The organism is Roseiflexus sp. RS-1, from assembly GCF_000016665.1.
In the GTDB taxonomy this organism is placed as follows: Bacteria; Chloroflexota; Chloroflexia; order Chloroflexales; family Roseiflexaceae; genus Roseiflexus.
The window spans coordinates 4,730,417-4,752,828 of the sequence record NC_009523.1; the positions used below are offsets into that span (position 1 = coordinate 4,730,417).

Here is a 22,412-nt window from a genome sequence, read left to right on the forward strand (position 1 = left end):
TGATCAATGAAGGGCACGGCGGTGTTGCAACTGGACGAAGTGCTGCGTGGCGTGCAGGCGGAAGCGGATCGGCGCAAGCCGTCGCTGCCGCCCGCACTGATGCAGGTCGCCTTCAGCGAAGCGGTGATCGATTCGCGGCAGGCGACGTCGGAGTGCCTGTTCGTCGCCCTGCGCGGCGAGCGGGTCGATGGCCACGAGTTTCTGGCGGACGCGGCAGCGCGTGGTGCACGCGGCGCCCTGGTGCGCCGCGACAAACTGTCGAACCTGTCGCTCGAACGTCCTTATGCGGTGATCGATCCGGTCACCGGAGAAGGACTCGAACAGGCGACACCCGATAGTGTGCTGCTGATCGCTGTCGATGATCCGCAGGCGGCGCTGAACCGACTGGCAGCCTATCACCGGGGGAAGTATCACCCCGTCGTGATCGGCGTCACCGGAAGCGTGGGTAAAACCTCGACGAAAGAGGTGACTGCCAGCGTGCTCCAGCGCAGCTTTCGCACCTTAAAAAGTCCAAGAAGTTACAACAGCGAGGCGTCATTGCCCATCGTGCTGCTCAAACTGACCGCCGACCATCAGGTGGCAGTGCTGGAAATGGGCATGTACGGTCCGGGTGAGATCGCGCATCTGGCGGCTCTTGCCCGGCCACGCCTCGGAATCGTGACCAATGTCGGACCTTCGCACCTTGAGCGGATGGGGAGCATCGAAGCGATCCAACGCGCCAAAAGCGAGTTGCCGCAGGCGCTGCCCGACGATGGGTTTGCAATCCTCAACATCGATGACCTGCGGGTGCGCGCAATGGCGGAGGTGACGCGCGCCCGCCCATTCTTCTATGGTCTCGACCCGGCAGCGGATCTCTGGGCGGATTCGATCGAAAGTCGTGGGTTGCAGGGGATCAGTTTTCGGGTGCATTATCAGGGTGACGCTTTCTATCTGACGCTCCCGTTGCTGGGACGGCACAGCGTTCATACGGCGCTCGCTGCGGCGTCCGCCGGGTTGCTGCTCGGCATGGAGTGGGAAGCGATTATTGCCGGGCTGCGCGACGAAAGCGCCCAACTCAGGCTTCTGGCTGTGCCCGGCGTCAATCAGACAACGCTGATCGACGATACATACAATGCATCGCCAGCCTCGATGCTGGCGGCGCTCAACCTGCTGGCGGAACTCGAAGGGCGGCGCATCGCCATTCTGGGCGATATGCTCGAATTGGGAAGCGTCGAAGAAGAGGCACACCGCAGGGTTGGAGCGCGTGTTGCCGAAGTTGCCCGGTTTCTGATCACGGTTGGACGGCGGGCGCGCTGGATCGCCGATGAGGCGCTTCAGGCAGGTATGGCGCCCGACCAGGTGTGGAGCGTGGACGATAACGATGAAGCGGCAGACCTGGCGATGTCCTGCCTGGCGCCCGGCGATATCGTGTTGATCAAGGGGTCGCGCGGTATGCTGATGGAGAGTATTGTGGCGCGATTGCAGCAGCGTCGTCCGTGACGCTCCATCGCTCTGTTGGGTCGATATCCATCATCCCGGAGAGCAATGACGTAGAGGAGACACACGTGCGCGAAACGCTCCAGGCATTACTGGTGCAGGATATGGCACGAGCGCTGCTGCTGGCGGCAGCCGCCTTTATCCTGACCCTCGCAACGGGCGGATACTGGATCCGCTTCCTGCGCCGCCATCGGATTGGTAAGCAGATTCGCCTCGAAGGACCGCAGAGTCACCTGGTCAAAACCGGTACGCCAACGATGGGCGGGATCATCATCCTGCTGCCGGTCATCGTTCTGACCGTGGCGTTCAACCTGATCGATCGCTGGTCGATCCTGCTGCCGCTTGCAGTCCTGGTTGCGTTTGCCATCCTCGGCGCAATTGATGATTATATGTCGCTGGTTGGGAGTCGATCGAAGACCTATGGGTTTACGCCGCACACCAAAATGGCGTTGATGCTGCTGATCTCCTTTGGCGCTGCGCTGGCGCTCTACCTGCCGCCGCCGTTCGGTCTGGCAAACTTTGGGCAGGTGCGCGTTCCGTTTGTCGGGCAGTTCGACATCGGTCTGTGGTTCATTCCGTTTGCCATGCTGATCATTGTCGGTACGAGCAATGCGGTGAACCTTACCGATGGTCTCGATAGTCTGGCAGGCTGGAATCTGACGCTGGCATTCGCTGCCTATGGGGTGATCACCTTCCTGAACGGCGAGTTCATCAACCTGATGGCGTTCTGCTTCACGCTCGTCGGTGCGTGTGCGGCATTTCTGTGGTACAACGCGCATCCGGCGCAGGTGTTCATGGGTGATCTGGGTTCGCTCTCACTGGGGGCGGTGCTGGGCGTGATTGCCCTTCAGTCGCAGCAGTGGCTGCTGTTGCCGGTCGTCGGTCTGGTGTTCGTCGCCGAAGCGCTCTCGGTCATCATCCAGGTTGGCTATTTCAAATGGACGAAACGGCGCACCGGCGTTGGACGTCGGGTGTTCAAAATGTCGCCGCTGCACAACCACTTTGAACTGCTCGGCTGGAGCGAAACGCAGGTGATGCAGCGCTTCGTGCTGGTAGGCATGGTGGCGGCGCTGGTCGGCATATCGCTGGCGCTGACGATCAATGATGCGCAACGGGCGCGGATGACGGTCGAACGTCCGGCGGTGACGGTGGAGCGGTAAAACAGTATGCAACTGGCAGGCAAGCGCGCGCTGGTTATGGGGCTTGGCGTTCACGGCGGCGGAACAGGCGTGGCACGATTCCTCGCCTTGCAAGGCGCCGATGTGACGGTCACCGATCTGCGCGGACCCGATGACCTGCGCGCGTCGCTCGATGCGCTCGCCGGTCTGCCAATCCGTTTCGTGTTGGGCGAACACCGTGACGATGATTTTCGCCGGGCGGAGATTGTAGTCCGCAACCCGGCAGTGCCGCCCAACTCCCGCTACCTCCAGATTGCGCGGGCGGCTGGCGCAACTATCGAAATGGAGATGACCATCTTCTTCCGGCTCTGCCCCGGACCCATCCTCGGCGTTACCGGCACCAAGGGCAAAACGACAACAACCCTCCTGCTCGGCGCTATGCTGCGCGAGCAGTTTCCGGATACCGTGATCGCTGGCAATCTGCGCATTTCGGCGCTCGAACAGCTGCCCACGATCACCGCCACGACCCCCGTGGTGCTGGAACTCTCGTCGTTTGCGCTCGAAGGGTTGGGTGAAGCCGGGCTAAGCCCGAAGATTGCCTGTATCACCACCATTGCGCCAGATCACCTGGACCGGCACGGGACGATGGAAGCGTACATTCTGGCAAAGGAGCAGATCTGGCGACATCAACGACCCGGCGATGCGGTGGCGCTGAATGCCGACTCGCCGATCATCCGCGCGATGGCGGTGGTTGAACAGCGCCCTGACGATGTTGTGTGGTTCGCCAGCGCCGCCCATCCGGCGCTGGCACACGCAGGGCGGGCAGCCTTCTGGCAGGGAGACGAGTTGGTCTGGCGTGATCATCGTGGCGGAAGGCACGTCATCTGCACCCGCGACGACGTGCAACTCCGCGGCACGCACAATCTGGGGAACATTGCTGCGGCAACTGCGGCAGCCTGTTCCTTTGGCGTTGCGCCAGATCATATTCGACGCGCCGTGCAGACGTTTCCCGGCGTCGAACATCGGTTAGAGCTGGTGCGTGAACTTGATGGTGTGCGTTATGTCAACGACACCGCAGCAACAGCGCCCGAAGCAGCGATAGCCGCCCTGCGCACCTTCGATGATCCAATCGTGTTGATCGCTGGCGGCGCTGACAAACAGTTGCCCTTCGATGATCTTGCGCGTGAGATTGCCGGGCGCGTCAAAGCAGTTGTGCTGGTGGACGGAACCGCCACCCCGAAGTTGCAACGGGCTCTGCGTCTGGTTGATCCGTCGGTTGACGTGTGCGGACCATTCGACGACTTTGAGCGAGCGGTTATCGCAGCCCGTCACATTGCTGCACCCGGCGACATTGTGCTGCTTTCGCCAGGATGCGCCAGTTTTGGCATGTTCCGCAACGAATTTCATCGCGGTGAAGCATTTCGCCGCATCGTCGAGAGTTTCACGTGAGCGATAACGATAACGATTATCAGCGTATCCTGCGCAACCTCGAAGCAGCGGGGCGCCCTCCGGAAGAACCGGCGCCCGCAGAACAGGCTGAAGCAGCATCGCTGCGCGTGCGTGTTCCGCTGTTTACGCCCTGGGCGGCGCGCATCCTGCTGACGATCAACATTCTTGTCTTCGTTGGTCCCTGGTTGCTGGACGTGATCGGCATCCGTATTGCCGGCGTCGTGAGTGTGTACGAACTGACTCTGATCTGGGGCGCGAAAGAAAATGCCGCGATTTCTATCGGCGGGCAGTACTACCGTTTTCTGACCGCAATGTTTCTTCATGGCAGCATTGCGCACCTGTTCTTCAACTCGTTTGCGCTCTATTCGCTGGGCTTCGAAGCCGAACGCATCTTCGGCTCGCAACGCTTCCTGGCGCTCTACCTGATTGCCGGTCTGGGCGGCGGAGTGATGTCGTATGCGTTCAATCCCAACCCCTCAGTTGGCGCGTCGGGGGCGATTTTCGGGCTGATTGGCGCGTTGATCGCCTTTTACGTCGTTGCGCGTTCGGTGCTGGGCGGCATCGCACGCCAGCAACTCGGCAGCCTGATATTCGTGGTGATGATCAATCTGGCGCTCGGATTTACATCGCCCTACATCGACAACAATGCACATATCGGCGGGTTGCTGACCGGTGCGGTGATCGGATGGTTGCTGGCGCCGCGTTTTGCGCTCGACCCGCGTTCCTATCCGCCGACAGTCGTGCGATTGGGTCTGCGCGCTGGATGGCCCCTGACAATGGCAGTGCTGGCGGTGCTGGTCGTGCTGGCGCTGATCATCACGCCGCCGCTGCAAACGCTCTCGCCGTAGATGCAGTCCTCCATGTCTTCCTGTAATCTGGAGTAGCGCAGGAACGCGGTCACACGGCGTTCCCCATTCATACCTGGTGGCATATGGCAGTCATGCTTCAACGCAAACCGGACTACCCCCTGCTGACGGCAGTCGGGGTACTGATCCCGCTTGGACTGGTCATGGTCTACAGCGCATCGTTTATGCGCGCGTATGCTGATACCGGCGATCAACTCTACTACACCTGGCGGCAGATGATCGCTGCGCTGATCGGCACGGCTGGCTTACTTGCGGCGCAATGCGTCGATTACCGCGTCTGGCGGCGCTTCTCGGTGCATCTGATGGCGGGTGCGCTCTTCCTCCTCCTGTTGACGCTGATCCTGCCAGCATCGATGACCGAAGCCAACGGCGCACGCAGCTGGATCCGCATTGGTGCGTTCAGTATGCAACCATCGGAGATCGCCAAACTGGCGCTGGTGATCTACTTCGCCGACTGGCTATCGCGCCGTGGCGAGAAACTGACCAACGTCACCTACGGACTGGTTCCGTTTGCGCTGATGCTCGGCGTGGTGTGCGGGCTGGTGATGCTGGGGCGCGACCTCGGAACGACGATTGTGCTGGTGATCATTGCCGGGATTGTGTACTTTGCCGCTGGTGCAAACCTGCTCCATGTCATTGGAGCGGCAGTCGTCGCGGGTGGCGCATTCTGGGGATTGATCAATATTGCGGCATACCGGCAGGAGCGGATCGCCGCCTGGATCGATCCGTTTGCGCACTACCAGGGCGCGGGGTATCAACCGGTGCATGCACTCTACGCCCTGGCGAGCGGCGGACTGTTCGGCGTCGGCATCGGACAGGCGCGCCAGAAGTTCTTCTGGTTGCCCGAAGCGCACACCGACGCCATCTTTGCCATTATCGGCGAAGAGTTCGGTCTGATCGGAACCCTGTTCGTCGTCACCTGCTTTCTGGTGATCGCCTACCGCGGGATGCGCATTGCCGGACGATCGTCCGATCCCTTTGCGGCGCTGCTCGCAACCGGCATCACCGCCTGGCTGGTCTTTCAGGCATTGATCAACATTGCCGTGGTGACGACCCTTATTCCGTTTACGGGGTTGACCCTGCCCTTCATCAGTTACGGCGGAACGTCATTGACCGTATGTATGACGGCGGTTGGCATACTGCTGAACATTTCGCGTTATGCTGGCAACCCATCTCCTGGTGAGATCGATGAAACAGTCACGGATACCGCGCGATCCAGACGGGCTGCCTCCTTTGCGCGCCTGGCTGGTTGGTGGCGGAACGGGCGGGCACGTGTATCCGGCGTTAGCCGTCGCCGCAGCACTCAACGCGCATGGGGCGCAATTCGTCGTCGCTGATACAGACGGTGGACGCAACCGGGCGATGTCGCGCCACACCCGCTGGTCGGCGCTGTATGTCGGCAGTGTCGGCGGCATGGAAGCCGCGCTGGTGGCGCGTGAGAGCGCCCTGCCATTCCACGCGCTGCCGGCGGCTGCGGTGCGGGGGCGGAATCCGTTGACCATGGTGCGCAACCTGATAACCCTGGCGCGTGGAACCGGAGCAGCGCACCGTCTGATTGCCCGTGATCGCCCTGCGGCAATCCTGGGAACGGGTGGATATGTGTGCGTACCGGTCTTTCTCGCAGCGCGGCTGGCGTGCGTGCCAACGGTGATCTACCAGCCTGATGTTGTTCCTGGGCTGGCTGTACGTTTGCTGGCGCGCCTGGCAAACCTGGTCGCCTGTAGCGTGGCGGACTCCGGGCGCTATCTGGGGTTGACCCCGGTGGATTTTGAGCGTGCCGTGCCCCAACTGGAAACGCAGAACCGGACAGTCCGCCTGATCGTGACCGGTTATCCGGTGCGGCAGGAATTGTTTCACGCCGACCGGCGCGCGTGCCGCGCGGTGTTTGGGTTGAGCGACGACCTGCCGACACTGCTCGTCGCTGGCGGCAGTCGCGGGGCGCGCAGCATCAATCGCGCTATTGCCGCCCTGCTACCATCGCTGTTACCATTGATGGAAATCATTCATGTGTGCGGTCGTGAAGGCGACGCGACATTTCTGCGCGCGGCGATCAGGGTATTGCCAGAGAACCTGCAAAAGCGGTATCATCTCTTTGAGTATTTGCATAGCGCGCCCGACATATCAGGGCAGGAGGGTTTGCCTTCAACACCGACGATGATCGCCGCGCTGGTCGCCGCCGATCTCGCGGTCTGTCGCAGCGGCGCATCGATACTTGGAGAATTGCCAGCGGTCGGCTTACCGGCAGTGCTGGCGCCGTACCCTTACGTTCACCAGGACGAGAATGCCGATTACCTGGTGCAGCGCGGCGCGGCGGTGAAGGTAAGCGATGCAGCATTGGCGGACACGACGGAAAAAGGATCGCTGTTTCGCGCAATTTACCGGCTCCTCAACTGTCCAGAAGAGCGTCGTGCAATGGCGGAACGCGCGCGGGCGCTGGCGCAACCGGACGCAGCACAGAAGCTCGCGTTCCTGCTGGAGACGCTGGTGATCAGGAGACAAACGGCATGATAACGATCGATCTGAGCGGTCCGTTCGTTACCTATTCGATCCTTGCGACGCTTGGCATCCTCGGTTGGATCTGGGGGTTTCGGTACATTGTCAGCCTGGGGTTGCTGACCACAATTGCCTATGTGGTGTCAGTCCAGGGCGGCAATTTCATCGTTGACCTGATCAATCGAACGTACAGCAACCTGCCGCGCCTGGCTGCCTTTCTGACCGGCGGCAGTACTGCCGATGTTGCGCCGCTCGGTCCGATCATCCCAGAAAATCTCGAAGCGCCACTCCTGCTGCGGGTACTGCTTTTCATCGCGCTGGTTGCCATCGGTATCGGATATTCGTTCCCATGGAAAGGCAAACCGCTCGGCGGATGGGGCGGCAAACGACCGCTGCGTATTCTGGGGGCGTTGACGGGTCTGTATACCGCCGTTCTGCTGACCAGCGCCGTATCGATCTTCTGGCGAGAGTTTGCGCCAACCGTGGAAGTTTCGCCAACTGTCGCAACAGCATTGAATAGTTTGCCAACCTGGACCGGCATCATTCCTTCGACCATCACCGCATTCGTTATCACGCTGCTGATTGTGACGGTGATCCGCTTCAACCGTGTCTGGGCGGTTGATGGCGGCGGCGGCGGCGGTGGCGGCGGCGGCGGCGGCGGACCAAAAAAATAACCGGTTGAGCAGAAAACCATGCATTATCACATTATTGGCATTGCTGGCGCGGGAATGAGCGCAATCGCGCATATCCTTCTGGATCAGGGGCACACGGTCAGCGGGTCGGATGTGCAGCGCAACGCGCTCACCGAAGCACTCGAACAACGCGGCGCGCTGATCCACGATGGGCACGACCCCGCCTGGATCGCAGGCGCCGATGCGCTCGTGGCAACCTCCGCCGTGCGGGATGATCACGTCGAACTGTCAGCGGCGCGTGCGCGCGGCATCCCGGTGCTGCGACGCGCCGACCTGTGGCGCGAGTGGTCGCAGCAGCGGCGCGTGGTGGCAGTCGCCGGCACGCACGGGAAAACCACAACAACGGCGCTGATTGCGCTGATGTTGACGCAGGCGGGCGGCAATCCCGGTTTTCTGATCGGCGGGGAGACGCCCGATCTCGGCATACACGCGCGGTGGGGCGATCCGGCAGCGCCGCTCGTGGTCGAAGCCGATGAGTACGACCGAACGTTTCTGGCGCTGACGCCAGATGTGGCGGTGATGACCAATGTCGAATGGGATCACGTCGATATCTATCCATCACCCGACAATTACGAAGCGGCATTTCGTTTATTTACCAGACGTGTGGCGCAGCCGCAGCGCCTGATCGTGTGTGGCGATGATCCGGGCGCGTTGCGTGTCGCCAATCACCCTGATGCGCAGCAGTATGGCATTGAAGAAGCGATTGCCCGCAACCCGGCTTCGTGTCGCCTGGCGCCAATGGACTGGATGGCGGCGAATGTGCGCTACGACGGAGCGATGACCAATTTCGATCTCTGGCGGTATGACCGGCGCACGTTTGGCGCCCGGCTCGACGGCACATATACCATGCGCCTGGTCGGTGATCACAATGTGCGCAACGCACTGGCAGCAATTGCAGTCGCAACCCTTCTGGGGGTTGAGCGTGACGCAATTGCGGATGCGCTTGCCGCCTATCGTGGAGCACGTCGGCGTTTCGACATCAAAGGCGAGGCGAACGGTATCACGATCATCGACGACTACGCGCATCATCCGACAGAAGCGCGTGCAACCCTGGCAGCGGCGCGAGCGCGTTTTCCACAACGCCGGCTCGTCGTCTATCTGCAACCGCATACCTTCTCGCGCACACAGGCGTTACGTGATGCCTGGGCAGATGCATTCGATCACGCAGATGTCGTGCGGATCGGCGATGTGTACCCGGCGCGCGAGACCGGAGATCCGCGCACTGTTGCCCATGCGCTTGCCGGATGCATCAGGCACAACGATGTTCAGGCAGTGGGGAATGTCGTCGAGGCAGCGGCAACCATTGGCGGGCTCTTGCGTCCCGGAGACGTGCTGCTGACCCTGGGCGCCGGCGATGGGTATCGCGTGGGAGAATTGATCATCGACACTCTTCGACAGCAGAATTGAGCATGGCGTGACAGACGAAAGCACAAGTGCATTTCACCGTCGTGTTGCCGAAGAACTGGCTGCACGCTATGGCGACGACGAACGCGCACCCGAAGGCTGGCGCGAGATACAAACCTGGCACTGGGAACAGGCGGGTGTCTATGCTGCCGCCGTCGAAACGGCAATGGCGGTTGCCGAGACGCGTATTGCGCGTCTCGATTTCAGCGGTGCGCGCCGCTGGACCGAGCGGGTACTGGCGTTGATCGAGCGTCTCGATGTTGCGGAGCAGCGCTCCTACGAACTGCGCGCCTGCGCCCTGGCGCTTGCGGTGCTCGAATTTGGCGGTCAGTATCGCGAAGGTCTCGAATACGCCCGTCGCATGCTGCGGGCGGCGCAACGTCTCAAGAATGCCGAGGCGGAAGCGCGCGCGCTGCTGGGGATCGGTCGCATGCATCGGGAATTGGGGCAACTGACGCAGGCAGAGGCGGCGCTGAACCTTGCACGTGATCGCGCTGCCCGCGACGATCTGAGCGATCTGGAAGCCGAAGCCCGCTTGCATCTGGCGAAGGTGCGTCAGTTGCAGGGGCGGCATCTGGAAGCGTTGCAGGAACTGCAACTGGCGCGCGAGGAGCACGAAACCGGCGACGACAAACTCAAACTGGCGCGGGTGCTCACCAGTATTGGTGATGTCTATCGGGTGTTGGGATCGAGTCGTGAGGCGTTCACGTTCTACACCCGCGCTCTGGCGCTGGAGCAGGGGCGCGGCAGCCTGATCGGGCAGGCGATACTGAAGGATAAACTCGCCCTGACGTTACTCGATCAAAACAGAGCTGCCGATGCGCTGGCGTCGGCGGAAGAGAGTCTCGAACTACGTCGGCGGATCAACGATATTGTCGGTCAGGCGCGCTCGTATACCGTTATTGGCGCGGTGCTGAGCCGGCTTGGGCGTCACGAACAGGCGATGGAGTCGTACAAGCGCGCCTGTGAATTGCAGGAACTGACGCAGAATCCGCGCGGTCAGTGCATTGCGCTCATCCATCTTGGCGATGCCGCACGCGCACTGCGTCAACCGCAAATTGCAATTGCACATTACGAACGTGCGCTTGTCCTGGCGCGTCGTGACCGCGACTGGATTGGCATTACGCGCGCGCTTGAACGTCTCGGCGACCTGCATGCCGCTCAGGAAGATCGCACGCAGGCGCTGGCACGCTGGAACGAGGCGCTCCACATCCGCGAGACTCTGCGCCACGTTGATGAAGCGGCAGCGCTGCGCATGCGCATTCGTTCACTACAGACGACGGCATAAACGTATGCGTTATCTCGAAAACGAACCGCTTGCACCGTATACATCCTGGCGGATTGGCGGACCAGCGCGATACTTTGTGCAGGCGACAGGCGCTGCTGATCTGGCTTCCGCCCTCGCCTGGGCGGAACAGCGCAACCTGCCTGTTTTCATCCTTGGCGGCGGCTCGAATATCCTGGTTCGCGATAGTGGGTTTGATGGGCTGGTCATTCGCGTTCGCGGGCATGAGGTGCGCCTGGAAGCCAATGGCGACACAGCGAGCGTTATTGTCGAAGCCGGTGCGCCTATGGCTGGCACAGCGCGCCGGCTGGCGCGTCAGGGGTGGTCCGGGCTTGAATGGGCGGAAGGGTTGCCGGGAACCATCGGCGGTGCGCTCTATGGCAATGCCGGATGTTACGGCAGCGATATTGCGACCTCCCTCGACCGCGCCTGGGTGCTGGTACGTGGCGAAACCCAGGAGTGGTCGGTTGATCGCTTCGCCTTCGGCTATCGGACGAGCGTCCTTAAGCAAATGCGCGCCGCTGGCATCCGGTGGCAGGATCAACCGATCGTGCTGGCGGCGGCATTTCGCCTCCACCGTGATGATCTGACGGCGCTGGCGCAACGCATGGAGCGCACATCGAACGAGCGGCGCAGCAAGACGCCCTGGGGCGCGAGTTGCGGCAGTGTGTTCAAAAATCCTCCGGGTGACAGTGCGGGGCGCCTGATCGAAGCTGCGGGGTTGAAAGGAACGCGCATCGGCAACGCAGAAATCGCGTTGCGTCATGCGAACTATATCATCAACCTGGGCGGAGCGTCGAGTGATGATGTGCTGCGGTTGATCGACCTGGCGCGCGAACGGGTGCTGGCGATCAGCGGCATTGAACTCGAACTGGAAATTCAGATCGTTGGATGAAACCGATGTGCTGATACGGAGAAGACCAGAGATGACGCACAAAGTGCGAGTTGGCGTGCTGTTCGGCGGTCAGTCTGGCGAACACGAGGTCTCGCTGGTCTCGGCGCGCGCGATCATGGACGGTCTCGATCCCGAGAAATACGACATCATACCGATTGGCATCACCAAACAGGGGCGCTGGATCATCGCCGCCGATGCGCATGCGCGCCTGCTGGTACAGGCGGATCCGTCGAAGTTGCCGGGCGGTTCGATCAGCGCAACGACAACGGCGTCAGCCGGGGTCGGCGATCAGGAGACGACCGATCCGGGAACGCTGATCGTTGCCGGTGAATATTCACCGCTCAAAACACTCGATGTGATCTTCCCGGTTCTGCACGGTCCGATGGGTGAAGATGGAACGGTGCAGGGTTTGCTGGAATTGATAGGCGTCCCGTATGTCGGCTGCGGCGTCCTGGCATCGGCAGTCGGCATGGACAAGGCGATGACGAAGGTTGCCTTCTCCGGCGCCGGGTTGCCGGTATTGCCCTGGTTGCTCGTCCGGCGCCGCGAATGGGAACACGAACCGCAACGGGTGCTCGACTGGATTGAGAGTCGGTTGCATTATCCTATGTTCGTCAAGCCAGCCAACCTGGGATCAAGCGTCGGGGTCAGCAAAGTGACCGATCGCGCGACGCTGGAACAGGGCATCGCCGAAGCCGCTTCCTACGACCGGCGGATTATCGTCGAACAGGGCATCCCCGCGCGCGAGATCGAAGTCAGTGTCCTGGGCAACGACGAACCGGAAGCCAGCGTTCCCGGAGAAGTCATTCCGTCCGGCGAGTGGTACGACTACGCAGCAAAATATCTGAGCGGATCGTCGCAGATTCTCATTCCAGCGCCGATCACACTCGAACTGGCAGCGCAGGTGCGCACGCTTGCCGTTCAGGCATTCAAAGCAATCGACGGCGCGGGTCTGGCGCGGGTGGATTTTCTGCTCAATCGTGAAACCGGCGATCTGTACCTGAACGAAATCAACACCATGCCCGGTTTTACACCGGTCAGCATGTATGCCATGATGTGGGATGCGAGTGGTCTCCCTTACACACATCTCCTGGATCGCCTGATCGATCTGGCGCTCGAACGACACGCGAAAGGGCGGGCATGAGAAACGACATTCAGTACAACCAACCGAACACGCGCGCCCGCATTGCTGCACGCCGCAATCGCCGGCGCAGCGCACTGCCAGGACCGCGCCGCGCGTTCGGCGACTGGCTGGCGAGTGGTCGGATTGCCAGCCTGGTGCTGTTTCTGGCATCGCTCGGCGGATTGGTTGCCATCGCCGTCTCACCGCAGTTCGTTGTGCGCACGGTGCAGATCAATGGAATCCGGGTGCTCGATGCCGCCGATGTCGAGGAACTGGCAGGCGTGACCGGCGCATCGATCTGGCTGGTGCAAACCGATGATGTTGAGGCGCGTATTGCCCGGAACGCCTATGTCGAGCGCGTCCAGGCGACGCTGATCCTTCCCGACATGCTGGTCATCGACCTGGACGAGCGGCAGCCCGATGTACGCTGGCAGGTTGGCGAGACACGCTATCTCGTCGATGCCGAAGGGCGCGTGCTGGGACCTGATGCATCCACATTCCTGACCGAAACGCTGGTCATTGAAGACCGCAGCGGACGGACGATCAGTCCAAACGACCGGATTGATCCCGACATCCTGTACCTGGTTCGCGCCCTGGCGCTGCGCCTGCCAGAGGAAGCTGGCGTGACGCCATCCGGCATCAGTTGGGATGTGGAACACGGCGTGACGATCACAACCATCGATGGTCGAACGATTATCTTTGGACGCAAAGACCATCTGGAGGAAAAAATACAGATTCTGCGCTTCCTGACGCTTCAAGAACCTACGGAGTACACCTGGCTCGATTTGCGTCCGGCGACGCCGTACTATCGTAACGATGCGCCGCCACAACCGCAGGCACAACGAGGCTGATTATGGCACACCGCACAATCGTCGGAATCGACGTCGGCACGACCAAGGTCTGCACCATCGTGGGGCAGGTCTACGACAATGGGCGCATCAATGTGCTCGGAGTCGGTCTGACGCCGTCGAAAGGACTGGATAAAGGAGTTGTCGTCAATATCGACGACGCGGTCAATGCAATTGCAACCAGCGTCGAGAAAGCCGAACGACTCTCCGGCTATCGAATCAATGCTGCATTCGTGGGCATTGCTGGTCGGCACATCCAGTCGCTCAACAGTCGCGGCGTCGTTGCAGTAGCGCGCAGCGATCATGAAATTACCCGTCACGATGTTGCGCGGGCAGTCGAAGCGGCGCAGGCGGTGGCGATCCCTACCCAGCGCGAGGTCATTCATGTGATTCCGCGCGCCTATGTGGTCGATGGCAACGAGGGCATCCGCGATCCGATCGGCATGTCTGGCTTTCGCCTCGAGGTGGAAACGCACATCATCACCGGCGAAGTGATGGCGATCCAGAACCTGATCAAGAGTGTGCAGAAGACCGGCGTTGAGATCGACGATCTGGTGCTGCAGCCGCTGGCGGCTGGCGAAGCCGTCTTGAGCGCCGATGACAAAGACCGCGGTGTGGTACTGGTGGACATTGGCGGCGGCACAACCGATATCGCCGTCTTTGCCCAGGGCGGCATCTGGCATACCAGCGTGATTCCTGTTGGCGGCAACCATTTCACCAACGATATCGTCATCGTTCAACAGACGCCGCACAACACTGCCGAATACCTGAAACTGAAGTACGGCGCCGCGATCGCCGGAGAAACGGAGGAGGAGTCGGATGACGTGATCGACGTGGAAGGTTTCGCGCCTGGTGAACGACAGCAGATCAGTCGTCGCATGCTGAACCAGGTTCTTCAGGCGCGTGCCGAAGAATTGACCGAACTGATCTACAACGAAATCCGACGCAGCGGCTACGAAGGTCTCCTGCCGGCGGGCATCGTCCTGACCGGCGGAACGGCACAGTTGCCGCGCCTCGACGAACTGATGCGCGATATGCTCGGCATTCCGGTGCGGATCGGCACACCCGCCGATCTGACCGGTCTGGCGGATACGCTCAACAGCCCGGCGTATGCGACGGCTATCGGATTGTTGCGCTGGGGCATGCGCCACGGTGCGAGCGGGTTGCATTCCGGCGGCGCACCGCCTGAGCATGGCGGATGGGTCTCGACCTACGAACGATTCAAACGATGGCTGAAAGAGTTTCTGCCATAAATCACCATATGCAAGGAGAGGATTCAATGATCGATTATGCGAGTCTGAGCCAGGCCGCAGAGAACTTCGCGGTCATCAAAGTGGTTGGTGTCGGCGGCGGCGGTTCGAATGCCGTTGATCGCATGGTAGACGAAGGCGTGACCGGTGTTGAGTTTATCACGATCAACACTGATGCGCAGGCATTGCTGCATTCGCGCGCGCCGACCCGCATTCGCATTGGCGACAAACTCACCAAGGGGCTTGGTTCAGGTGGCAACCCGGTCATCGGGCAGAAAGCCGCCGAAGAGACGACCGAGGAGATCTACGAGGCGCTCAAGGGCGCCGATATGGTCTTCATCACGGCTGGCATGGGCGGCGGTACGGGCACCGGCGCCTCGCCGGTGATCGCCAGCATCGCGCAGGACCTGGGGATGCTCACGGTTGGCGTGGTGACGAAGCCGTTCAGTTTCGAGGGCAACCACCGCCGCAAGACTGCCGAACAGGGGATCGAGCAACTGCGCCCAATGGTCGATACGCTGATCGTCATTCCCAACGACCGCCTGTTGCAAACGGCGAGCAAGAACACGTCAATGCTTCAGGCATTCCAGATGGCAGACAACGTGCTGCGCCAGGGCATTCAGGGCATTTCGGACCTGATTACGCAGCGCGGGTTGATCAACGTTGATTTTGCCGACGTGAAAACCATCATGGCGCGTCAGGGGTCAGCGCTGATGGCGCTTGGCATCGGCAGCGGCGATAATCGCATGGTTGATGCGGTCAACGAAGCGATTGCCTCACCCCTGCTCGAAGTCTCGATCGACGGGGCGAAGGGCGTGCTGTTCAACGTCACCGGCGGCGAAGACCTGGGCATCCTGGAGGTGTACGAAGCGGCGGACATTGTGGCGAAGGCGGTTGACCCGGAAGCGAACATCATCTTCGGCGCGGTGATCGATCCGACCTTCCCGCCTGGACAGGTGAAGATCACGCTGATCGCAACCGGTTTCGACGCCAACCGTCCGGCAGAGGCGCGCAAGCGCATCTACATGTCTGGTGCGCAGCAGCAACCCACCCAACCGAAACGCGACATGGCGTATGCGGAATCACAACCGCCCGCAGCGGCGCGTCCGCAACCGCAACAACCGGCACGTCCGCAGAGCGCCAGCATCAACCCCGACGACCTGGACATCCCGCCATTCCTGCGCAACCGCCGCAAGAACGGGTAAGCGCCTATGGCAGCGTCAGAATTTCCGGCTCGCCCTCGGTGATCGCAATCGTATGCTCGAATTGCGCCGAGAGCGAGCCATCGGCAGTGCGTACCGTCCATCCATCGGTCTTATCCAGCACTGCTTCCGGACCGCCAGCGTTGATCATCGGCTCGATGGTGAACGTCATACCGGGGCGCAACCGCATTCCTGAGCCGGGTTTGCCATAGTGCAGCACGGTCGGTTCCTCGTGCAACAGTTGCCCGACGCCGTGCCCGGTCCATTCACGCACCACCGAAAAGCCGTTGGCTTCGGCATAGGTCTGGATTGCCGCGCCAATATCCCCCAGGTGCGCGCCGCCGCGCGCTGCGCGAATACCGCGCCACATCGCTTCTTCGGCGACCTCAAGCAACCGCTGCGCTTCAGGGGAGATCGTTCCGACCGGCAGAGTGATGCACGCATCGCCGTACCAGCCATTGAGCCGCACCCCAATATCGATACCGACGATGTCCCCTTCCTTCAGTCGCTGGTTTCCCGGAATGCCGTGACAGATGACATTGTTCACGGCAACGCAGATTGTGGCAGGAAAGCCGCGATACCCTTTGTACGCCGGGATCGCGCCGTGTTTCCGCACAAACTGTTCTGCTATCCGGTCGAGTTCTCTGGTCGTTACACCGGGGCGCACGTGCTCACGCAATGCGTCGAACGTCGCTGCCACCAACCGTCCTGCAGCGCGCATCAGCGCGATCTGCTGCCGTGAACGTAGTATGACCGACATATGCTGGATGTTCCTGTTGCCTGGATTGGCGCTTGCTGTGAGACACAAAATAGCGCTTCCGTCCGGCGTCGCCGATTGCTATCGGCAATATGGATCAATTGATTGTACATTATAGCACAATGCCTGCACACCGTTGTTGATCCCGGCACAGAGGCGCGAACGTGCAACGCGGGGCTGTATTCTCTGGGTGCTTCGCGCCTCTTCGCACCGGTGTGCATCCGAAGGATGCGTTTATACGTGGCGTTCGCTGGATGATGGGAGTGGGAAATCACCCATTTACAAGTGCCTCTGATACTCTTCGAGCGCCTGGATCGCCTCCTCCCGGCGATGCTCAATCAGATGATCGAGCGGGTGATTGCCCGGCGGCGCGATCAGAGCGTCGAGTTGCGTGTAGATATCATTCAGCAGATCATTCGCCGACTTTGGAGACGGCACATCGAAGACTGCCCGCATCCCGCCCAGGATCATGCGATCCGCAGCAGCGGCAAGTTCCTGCGCCAGTTCAAACTTGATGGTGCGCAATCGTCCCGACGGCGAGTCATCGTGACCGGGTTGATCCTTTGCCAGCGCCGTGTGTGAACCGGCCTCTTCGTTGGCACGGGTCATGCGTTCAATCACGTCGGCAATCCGCCGCAACATCGCAATCCCTTGAGGGGTGGCAATCACATCCCGGAATGTTTCCCGGATGCGGGTGCGCAACCCTTCCATTCCGCCGCTGGCGAAGAACCCTGCAATGCCGCCGATGACCCCTCCCGCAAGACCGCCGAGCAGGCCTCCAAGCGCCGCTCCGATAACCGCTCCCGCCGCTGCGCCTCCCAGCACCCCGCCGCCAATGATGCGACCTGCCGCCCGCAACCCCGTGCCTCCCACAGCCCTGACCCAATCGAGAAACCCCGGCGCTCCTTCGTGTTCGTGCTCATCGTGGCTGTGTGCCACAGGCGGCGCCTCGCTCCCGACATGCACCTGATCGGGGGTTGGATCGACGGTGGTGCGTCCTGCCACACGGTTGACCAGGGGCATTTCGCTTTCGATCTCATCGGCGATTGCCCGTATTTTGTGCGCCAATGAATGCAGTTTGTCGTTGTCGCCGAACGCCCCTGTGCCCAGTTGACCCTGGACTGGCTCGACCTTCCCCGTCGCGGGATTATAGAGAAGGGTCGGCGCCGGTTGCCCAATGGCTAACTCAACGAAGTTCGAGTGAGCAAAGAAGTCTTCGAGCGCATGACCCGCCCGCCCCATGGCATCGGCGACATCAGGTCCCCAGTGTCCGGTCGGTCCGCGAGGAACCGTACCCCGAATCGTCTCAGCCGGCATGGTGATCGTCCGCGCTTCGCGCTCACGCAGCGCCGCCTGACGCTCGGCGCGCACCTGATTCCGAATACGCAACCATATCTGGATGTATGGTTGATCCTCCGGCAGGCTCGGATCGAGGCGCTGATTGACTTTGTAGTTCGTCTGCGCCCAAAAGCGCCGATCCACCTCGGCGTTGAAAGCCGGTCCGCTGGTCGATAGATCGGCTTCTGCGCCTGCGCCATTGCCGGTCCCCCGTGGTGCAGTGATAACCTCCTCTTCGAACGTGATCTCCTGAAATGGAGTATGTTCAACCTGGATCGCGGTTTCCTGCGCCACCGCTGTGGTACGCAGCGCTCCGCGCGCCACAGGCGGTCCCGGCATGCGCTCTTCCAGTTCGGCTGCGCGATCGCGAAACGCCTCCGCAGTTTGCCCTGTTTTCTGTCCATGCATATCGCCACGGTACGACTGAGCGGCGCGGAAGAGTTGCGCCTTGATGTATTCCCGCGAGTCGATCATGTACTTCGGAATGCGTTCGCCCTCCGGGATCACCAGGAGATCTTCACGGTTCACCCTGGCTTCCCCGCGATCACCCTGGAGAGCCGCTTCACTGGCGGGATTATCCATGTGCTCGTAGAAATTGTATCCCCCGTATGATTGAGTATTTGCCAGTTCGCTGACGCGACCGGGGATCATGTCAAGCAACGCGCCGACTGCCCGGTTGAACCGGTCGATTGCCGGATCGAGCGATTCGCGGTTGAAGGCTGCCAGTTTGATCGCTTTCCACGTCAGCACGATATTCGCAAGCGCCGGATGCGCCTGTGAGAAGTCACGTTCCCAGTTGGCCGCGTAGATCTGACCGATCTCTTCCGCCGAAAAGCCGGTTCCGACAAGCCCGTGAACCGTTGCCTGCCGGTGGTACCGCGGGTCGAACGCCTGCGGGAATAATGTTGGCGTTGGCGGCGACAGTGCGCGCAGATGAGTCGAAGAGGCGGAGGGAGCGAGACCGGCAGCGCGATGCGCCACGGCTTCGGCTTGCTGTTCGAGGGTGTCATACTCGTGCGGATCGGCTGCATTGCGTGCGCTATCGTTTCCCTGCTGCGCCACGTGCGCCAGTTCGTGCAGCAGCACATGGGCGCCATGGGGCGTCTCCGGTTGATACCGCCCCGGCGCAACGTGGATCTCCTGCGACAGAGCGAACGCTTCCACGCCGCTGGCAGCAGCAAGCGGACTATTGCGATGGATCGCAGCGTGACTCAGGTCGTAGTTCGTCGCGCGCGAGGCGCGCTCCCGCAGATCATCCTCTGGATTGCGCGGCAGAACCAGAGGTGCAATGAGAGACGGTTCGTCTGGCGCCGTGCGCTGACGCGCATCGCTTTCGATCTGCAACGACTCAAAAGAGTGACCGGCTGGGAAGGCGGCGCTCTGATCGGCGGCATCTGCGCGTTCGTTGCTGGCGGCTGCGTGGGAAGCGGTCTGTCGAGAAATACGCGATAATGGAGCGGCGTCGAATGCTGGCGGTTTTCGTTGAGAAAGGCGGTTCGTTGATCTCATGCACCCACCCTTTCTTTTTCCAGATGGGAGGACCTGTAGGGAGCAACAGCCGGATTGCAGCGCAATGCAAGGAAGAGTATACTTCATCTGTCCTTCACCGGTAAAGAACGATTCTGTTTAAGCAAACTGGCGCAATTGCGGCAGGCGACGTCTCTGAAGTCGAAGCCGGTCATCATCAAGCCATCGAAAGAGTCGATATGTCCATGATCGAAGACGCCATGACCGCGCAACCGGCAGGCATCTGGGTTGCCGGACGACGTATGCTCACTGTTGGTCTGACGCTGATCATCATCGCAACCGCCTTCGAGATGCTGGCGGTCGCTGCAACGATGCCGGCCACGGCGCAAGACCTGGGTGGACTGGCGTGGTATGGTTGGGCATTCAGTGCGTTCATGCTGGCAAACATGGTTGCAGCGACCGTCGCGGGACCAGAGGCGGATCGCCGGGGGATTGCGACGCCATTTATCGCCGGCACATGCCTGTTTGTTGGCGGTTTGCTGATCGCCGGTCTTGCCCCCACCATGCCGCTGCTGATTGTCGGGCGCGCCGTGCAGGGGCTGGGTAGCGGCATCATTGGCGCGGTGGTCTACATCATCGTGGGACGTGGCTATGAGACGGATGCGCGTCCGCGCATGCTGGCGATCATTTCGAGCGCCTGGGTTGTGCCGGGCATGGTTAGTCCAGGAGTGGCGGGAATTATTACCGAAACCATCGGCTGGCGCTGGGTCTTTCTCGGCTTGATCCCGCTACCGATCCTGGCGGCATGCATGGCGCTGCCGTCGTTGCGTCGTCTGGCGCCAGCGCAGCATAGTACGTCTGGCAATCATCAACGTAACCGTGAGATCAGGCTGGCGCTTGTGCTCGCCACAGGCGCAGGAATGGTCATCGGCGGACTGGGGTGGATGAGCGCTGCGCCGCCGACGGGCGTGGCGCTCCTCTCCCTCGGCGCAGTTGCGACAATCATTGCGCTACGTCAGGTGCTGCCCGCAGGAACGCTCCGTGCCGCACCCGGACTTCCAGCCGCCATCGCGGCAATGGGGCTGCTCAACCTGGCATTCTTCGGCGTCGATGCATTCGTCCCGCTGGCGCTTACGACCGTGCGTGGGTTGAGCATCGTTACCGCCGGGCTGGCGCTGACCGCTGCCACCCTGACGTGGACTGCTGGCGCATGGATGCAGGCGCGTCTCGCCAGACGCATGCCACCTGGCTCGATTGCTGTCCTCGGCTTGCTGGTGATGCTGATCGGTATAAGCGCCACGACGGCCACAGTCGCTCCAGTAATGCCAGCACTCCTCAGTATTGGTACGTGGGGTATCGCCGGATGCGGCATCGGTCTGGCGTACTCGGCTCTTTCCCTTGCGGTGCTTCAGAATGCAACGCAGGGTCACGAGGGCCGCGCATCATCAGCGTTGCAGATTGCCAGTCAACTTGGAACTGCGCTCGGCGCAGGCATTGGCGGCGTGATCATCGGCTCAGGAGGAAGCGGCATAACCGTTGCAGCCGAACGCGTCATGCTGCACTTCGTACTGATGATCGTCGTCACCGGCATCGCCGTTTTGACCGCGTGGCGCGTGGAACGGTGAAGATGGAAGGCGGGACGCGCCCTTGATAGTCTTCTGTTCCTCAGTGCTGTGACGAAGGTATCATCACGGTTCCACGAGTCGTGTCCAGGTTTTAGATCCGTGCTACGGGCGAAGCCCCTGCTGGCGCAGATGTGCATCCACCCAGGCGACCTCTTCGGCGGGCAGCGCGACGTCGGGATCGAGACGATAATCGATCAGGTCGCTGTAGGCGCCGTGCTCGTAGCAGCGCTCCAACACCGCCTGCACGTCTAAGACGGCGTCCGGGTCCGGCGGGTGCAGCGGAATGGCAATCCGCGGCAGGCGCTGCCGGATCGTGCGCACATACACCTCGAACCGCTCGCGGCGCCCCGCCCGGCTGATGCAGATGACGTAGTGCCACGGTTGATAGGGGATCAGATAGTGCGGCGGAATCGCCACCGTGGGCAGTCCCTGGCGCAACAGGTCGATCTCCACCAGATGGGTGTCGCTGGCGAGCGTCTCTTCCTGCTTGCGGCGATACGCTTCGTGCCCTTCGCCAGGCGTTTTGTTGGCGGGGCTGAGCACCTCGATCACCGTGACGACGCGCCCGCCCCGGGTCAGGTCGAGAATCTCGATGAACGGCTCGCGCACCTCTTCCGGCGCGACGGCGATGACCACCGGCGCATCAGCCGTCAGCACCGCCACGTCGCGCCCTTCTCCCGGCGCTTCTGCCAGCGGACGCTGCGTGACGGTCACATCCGGATAGATAGACCGGTGCGGCGGGATGACATAGAGGCGCTCCCCGATGCGCGCGTGATAGCGGGGACGGATCTGCGGCTGGAGCGCATCCGCGCTATACGTTATCAGCCGCTGATGGACGTCGGGCCAGAGGTCGCGGCGTTCCAGGTAGGGATCCATTCCGGGAAATGGTCCTGGCATGCGGGTTGCTCCCTTCACGTGCTCGTGGCGCTCAGGGGATGATACCACGTTGTTCATAAGAGTGAAACCGTTGCAGCCGAACGCGTCATGCTGCACTTCGTACTGATGATCGTCGTCACCGGCATCGCCGTTTTGACCGCGTGGCGCGTGGAACGGTGAAGATGGAAGGCGGGACGCGCCCTTGATAGTCTTCTGTTCCTCAGTGCTGTGACGAAGGTATCATCACG

The 22,412-nt window shown here is 61.4% G+C and carries 18 protein-coding genes; 15 read left to right on the top strand and 3 right to left on the bottom strand.

The genetic code is table 11. The features are described from left to right. Positions 1-21 precede the first annotated feature (21 nt). From ROSERS_RS19505 to ftsZ, 14 genes are all read left to right on the top strand, one after another. The gene (locus ROSERS_RS19505) at positions 22-1,479 is read left to right on the top strand and encodes a UDP-N-acetylmuramoyl-tripeptide--D-alanyl-D-alanine ligase (RefSeq protein WP_041335844.1); all 1,458 of its coding nucleotides are present in this window, start codon (positions 22-24) and stop codon (positions 1,477-1,479) included. A gap of 101 nt (positions 1,480-1,580) precedes the next feature. Beyond that, positions 1,581-2,636 (top strand): phospho-N-acetylmuramoyl-pentapeptide-transferase, encoded by a 1,056-nt coding sequence (gene mraY, locus ROSERS_RS19510; protein WP_232282859.1) that lies wholly within the window; start codon positions 1,581-1,583, stop codon positions 2,634-2,636. Between the two features lie 6 nt (positions 2,637-2,642). Next, positions 2,643-4,043 carry a UDP-N-acetylmuramoyl-L-alanine--D-glutamate ligase gene (gene murD, locus ROSERS_RS19515; protein ID WP_011958479.1) on the top strand — a complete coding sequence of 467 codons (1,401 nt, stop codon included), beginning with the start codon at positions 2,643-2,645 and terminating at the stop codon, positions 4,041-4,043. Then, complete coding sequence (locus ROSERS_RS19520; protein WP_011958480.1) at positions 4,040-4,891, top strand: rhomboid family intramembrane serine protease; 852 nt, start codon at positions 4,040-4,042, stop codon at positions 4,889-4,891. Before murD ends, ROSERS_RS19520 begins: the two co-directional genes overlap by 4 nt. A gap of 83 nt (positions 4,892-4,974) precedes the next feature. Further along, a complete protein-coding gene (ftsW, locus tag ROSERS_RS25275; RefSeq protein WP_011958481.1) occupies positions 4,975-6,246 on the top strand; it encodes a putative lipid II flippase FtsW in 1,272 nt (423 codons plus the stop codon). Continuing rightward, a complete protein-coding gene (locus ROSERS_RS19530) occupies positions 6,134-7,417 on the top strand; it encodes a glycosyltransferase (RefSeq protein ID WP_083763381.1) in 1,284 nt (427 codons plus the stop codon). The genes ftsW and ROSERS_RS19530 overlap by 113 nt, the downstream gene beginning before the upstream one ends. Next, complete coding sequence (locus ROSERS_RS19535) at positions 7,414-8,076, top strand: hypothetical protein (protein WP_011958483.1); 663 nt, start codon at positions 7,414-7,416, stop codon at positions 8,074-8,076. The genes ROSERS_RS19530 and ROSERS_RS19535 overlap by 4 nt, the downstream gene beginning before the upstream one ends. A gap of 18 nt (positions 8,077-8,094) precedes the next feature. After that, positions 8,095-9,501 carry a UDP-N-acetylmuramate--L-alanine ligase gene (murC, locus tag ROSERS_RS19540; protein WP_011958484.1) on the top strand — a complete coding sequence of 469 codons (1,407 nt, stop codon included), beginning with the start codon at positions 8,095-8,097 and terminating at the stop codon, positions 9,499-9,501. A gap of 7 nt (positions 9,502-9,508) precedes the next feature. After that, positions 9,509-10,786, top strand: coding sequence for a tetratricopeptide repeat protein (locus tag ROSERS_RS19545; RefSeq protein WP_011958485.1), 1,278 nt, complete (start codon positions 9,509-9,511; stop codon positions 10,784-10,786). A gap of 4 nt (positions 10,787-10,790) precedes the next feature. Beyond that, positions 10,791-11,678, top strand: coding sequence for a UDP-N-acetylmuramate dehydrogenase (gene murB / locus ROSERS_RS19550; RefSeq protein WP_011958486.1), 888 nt, complete (start codon positions 10,791-10,793; stop codon positions 11,676-11,678). Positions 11,679-11,709: 31 nt separating this feature from the next. Beyond that, positions 11,710-12,822, top strand: a complete 1,113-nt coding sequence (locus ROSERS_RS19555; RefSeq protein WP_011958487.1) for a D-alanine--D-alanine ligase family protein — start codon at positions 11,710-11,712, stop codon at positions 12,820-12,822. After that, positions 12,819-13,652, top strand: coding sequence for a cell division protein FtsQ/DivIB (locus tag ROSERS_RS19560; RefSeq protein WP_011958488.1), 834 nt, complete (start codon positions 12,819-12,821; stop codon positions 13,650-13,652). The genes ROSERS_RS19555 and ROSERS_RS19560 overlap by 4 nt, the downstream gene beginning before the upstream one ends. Before the next feature lie 2 nt (positions 13,653-13,654). Further along, positions 13,655-14,902, top strand: coding sequence for a cell division protein FtsA (ftsA, locus tag ROSERS_RS19565; RefSeq protein WP_011958489.1), 1,248 nt, complete (start codon positions 13,655-13,657; stop codon positions 14,900-14,902). A gap of 26 nt (positions 14,903-14,928) precedes the next feature. Beyond that, entirely contained in the window at positions 14,929-16,104 is a 1,176-nt protein-coding gene (gene ftsZ, locus ROSERS_RS19570) for a cell division protein FtsZ (RefSeq protein ID WP_011958490.1), read from the top strand. Between the two features lie 4 nt (positions 16,105-16,108). Here the strand turns inward: ftsZ and map are convergent, their stop codons facing one another. Together map and ROSERS_RS19580 are read right to left on the bottom strand one after the other, a co-directional pair. After that, on the bottom strand, positions 16,109-16,861 hold the full coding sequence (map, locus tag ROSERS_RS19575; RefSeq protein WP_011958491.1) for a type I methionyl aminopeptidase: 753 nt from the start codon (positions 16,859-16,861) through the stop codon (positions 16,109-16,111). 276 nt (positions 16,862-17,137) lie between these two features. Continuing rightward, a complete protein-coding gene (locus ROSERS_RS19580) occupies positions 17,138-19,705 on the bottom strand; it encodes an eCIS core domain-containing protein (protein WP_011958492.1) in 2,568 nt (855 codons plus the stop codon). Positions 19,706-19,902: 197 nt separating this feature from the next. Between ROSERS_RS19580 and ROSERS_RS19585 the strand changes: the two genes are divergently transcribed. After that, positions 19,903-21,288 (top strand): MFS transporter, encoded by a 1,386-nt coding sequence (locus ROSERS_RS19585; protein WP_011958493.1) that lies wholly within the window; start codon positions 19,903-19,905, stop codon positions 21,286-21,288. Positions 21,289-21,390: 102 nt separating this feature from the next. Here ROSERS_RS19585 and ROSERS_RS19590 read toward each other — a convergent pair whose 3' ends face one another. Beyond that, positions 21,391-22,185 (bottom strand): DUF4058 family protein, encoded by a 795-nt coding sequence (locus tag ROSERS_RS19590; RefSeq protein WP_011958494.1) that lies wholly within the window; start codon positions 22,183-22,185, stop codon positions 21,391-21,393. Positions 22,186-22,412 lie beyond the last annotated feature (227 nt).

Excerpts from the sequence above, each read along its gene's own strand:
- mraY (WP_232282859.1), top strand. The coding sequence starts at position 1,581 with ATGGCACGAGCGCTGCTGCTGGCGGCAGCCGCCTTTATCCTGACCCTC.
- ROSERS_RS19560 (WP_011958488.1), top strand. The coding sequence starts at position 12,819 with ATGAGAAACGACATTCAGTACAACCAACCGAACACGCGCGCCCGCATT.
- ROSERS_RS19555 (WP_011958487.1), top strand. The coding sequence starts at position 11,710 with ATGACGCACAAAGTGCGAGTTGGCGTGCTGTTCGGCGGTCAGTCTGGC.
- ftsA (WP_011958489.1), top strand. The coding sequence starts at position 13,655 with ATGGCACACCGCACAATCGTCGGAATCGACGTCGGCACGACCAAGGTC.
- ROSERS_RS19585 (WP_011958493.1), top strand. The coding sequence starts at position 19,903 with ATGTCCATGATCGAAGACGCCATGACCGCGCAACCGGCAGGCATCTGG.
- murC (WP_011958484.1), top strand. The coding sequence starts at position 8,095 with ATGCATTATCACATTATTGGCATTGCTGGCGCGGGAATGAGCGCAATC.
- ftsZ (WP_011958490.1), top strand. The coding sequence starts at position 14,929 with ATGATCGATTATGCGAGTCTGAGCCAGGCCGCAGAGAACTTCGCGGTC.
- ROSERS_RS19580 (WP_011958492.1), bottom strand. The coding sequence starts at position 19,705 with ATGAGATCAACGAACCGCCTTTCTCAACGAAAACCGCCAGCATTCGAC.
- map (WP_011958491.1), bottom strand. The coding sequence starts at position 16,861 with ATGTCGGTCATACTACGTTCACGGCAGCAGATCGCGCTGATGCGCGCT.
- ROSERS_RS19590 (WP_011958494.1), bottom strand. The coding sequence starts at position 22,185 with ATGCCAGGACCATTTCCCGGAATGGATCCCTACCTGGAACGCCGCGAC.
- ROSERS_RS19535 (WP_011958483.1), top strand. The coding sequence starts at position 7,414 with ATGATAACGATCGATCTGAGCGGTCCGTTCGTTACCTATTCGATCCTT.
- ftsW (WP_011958481.1), top strand. The coding sequence starts at position 4,975 with ATGGCAGTCATGCTTCAACGCAAACCGGACTACCCCCTGCTGACGGCA.
- murB (WP_011958486.1), top strand. The coding sequence starts at position 10,791 with ATGCGTTATCTCGAAAACGAACCGCTTGCACCGTATACATCCTGGCGG.
- murD (WP_011958479.1), top strand. The coding sequence starts at position 2,643 with ATGCAACTGGCAGGCAAGCGCGCGCTGGTTATGGGGCTTGGCGTTCAC.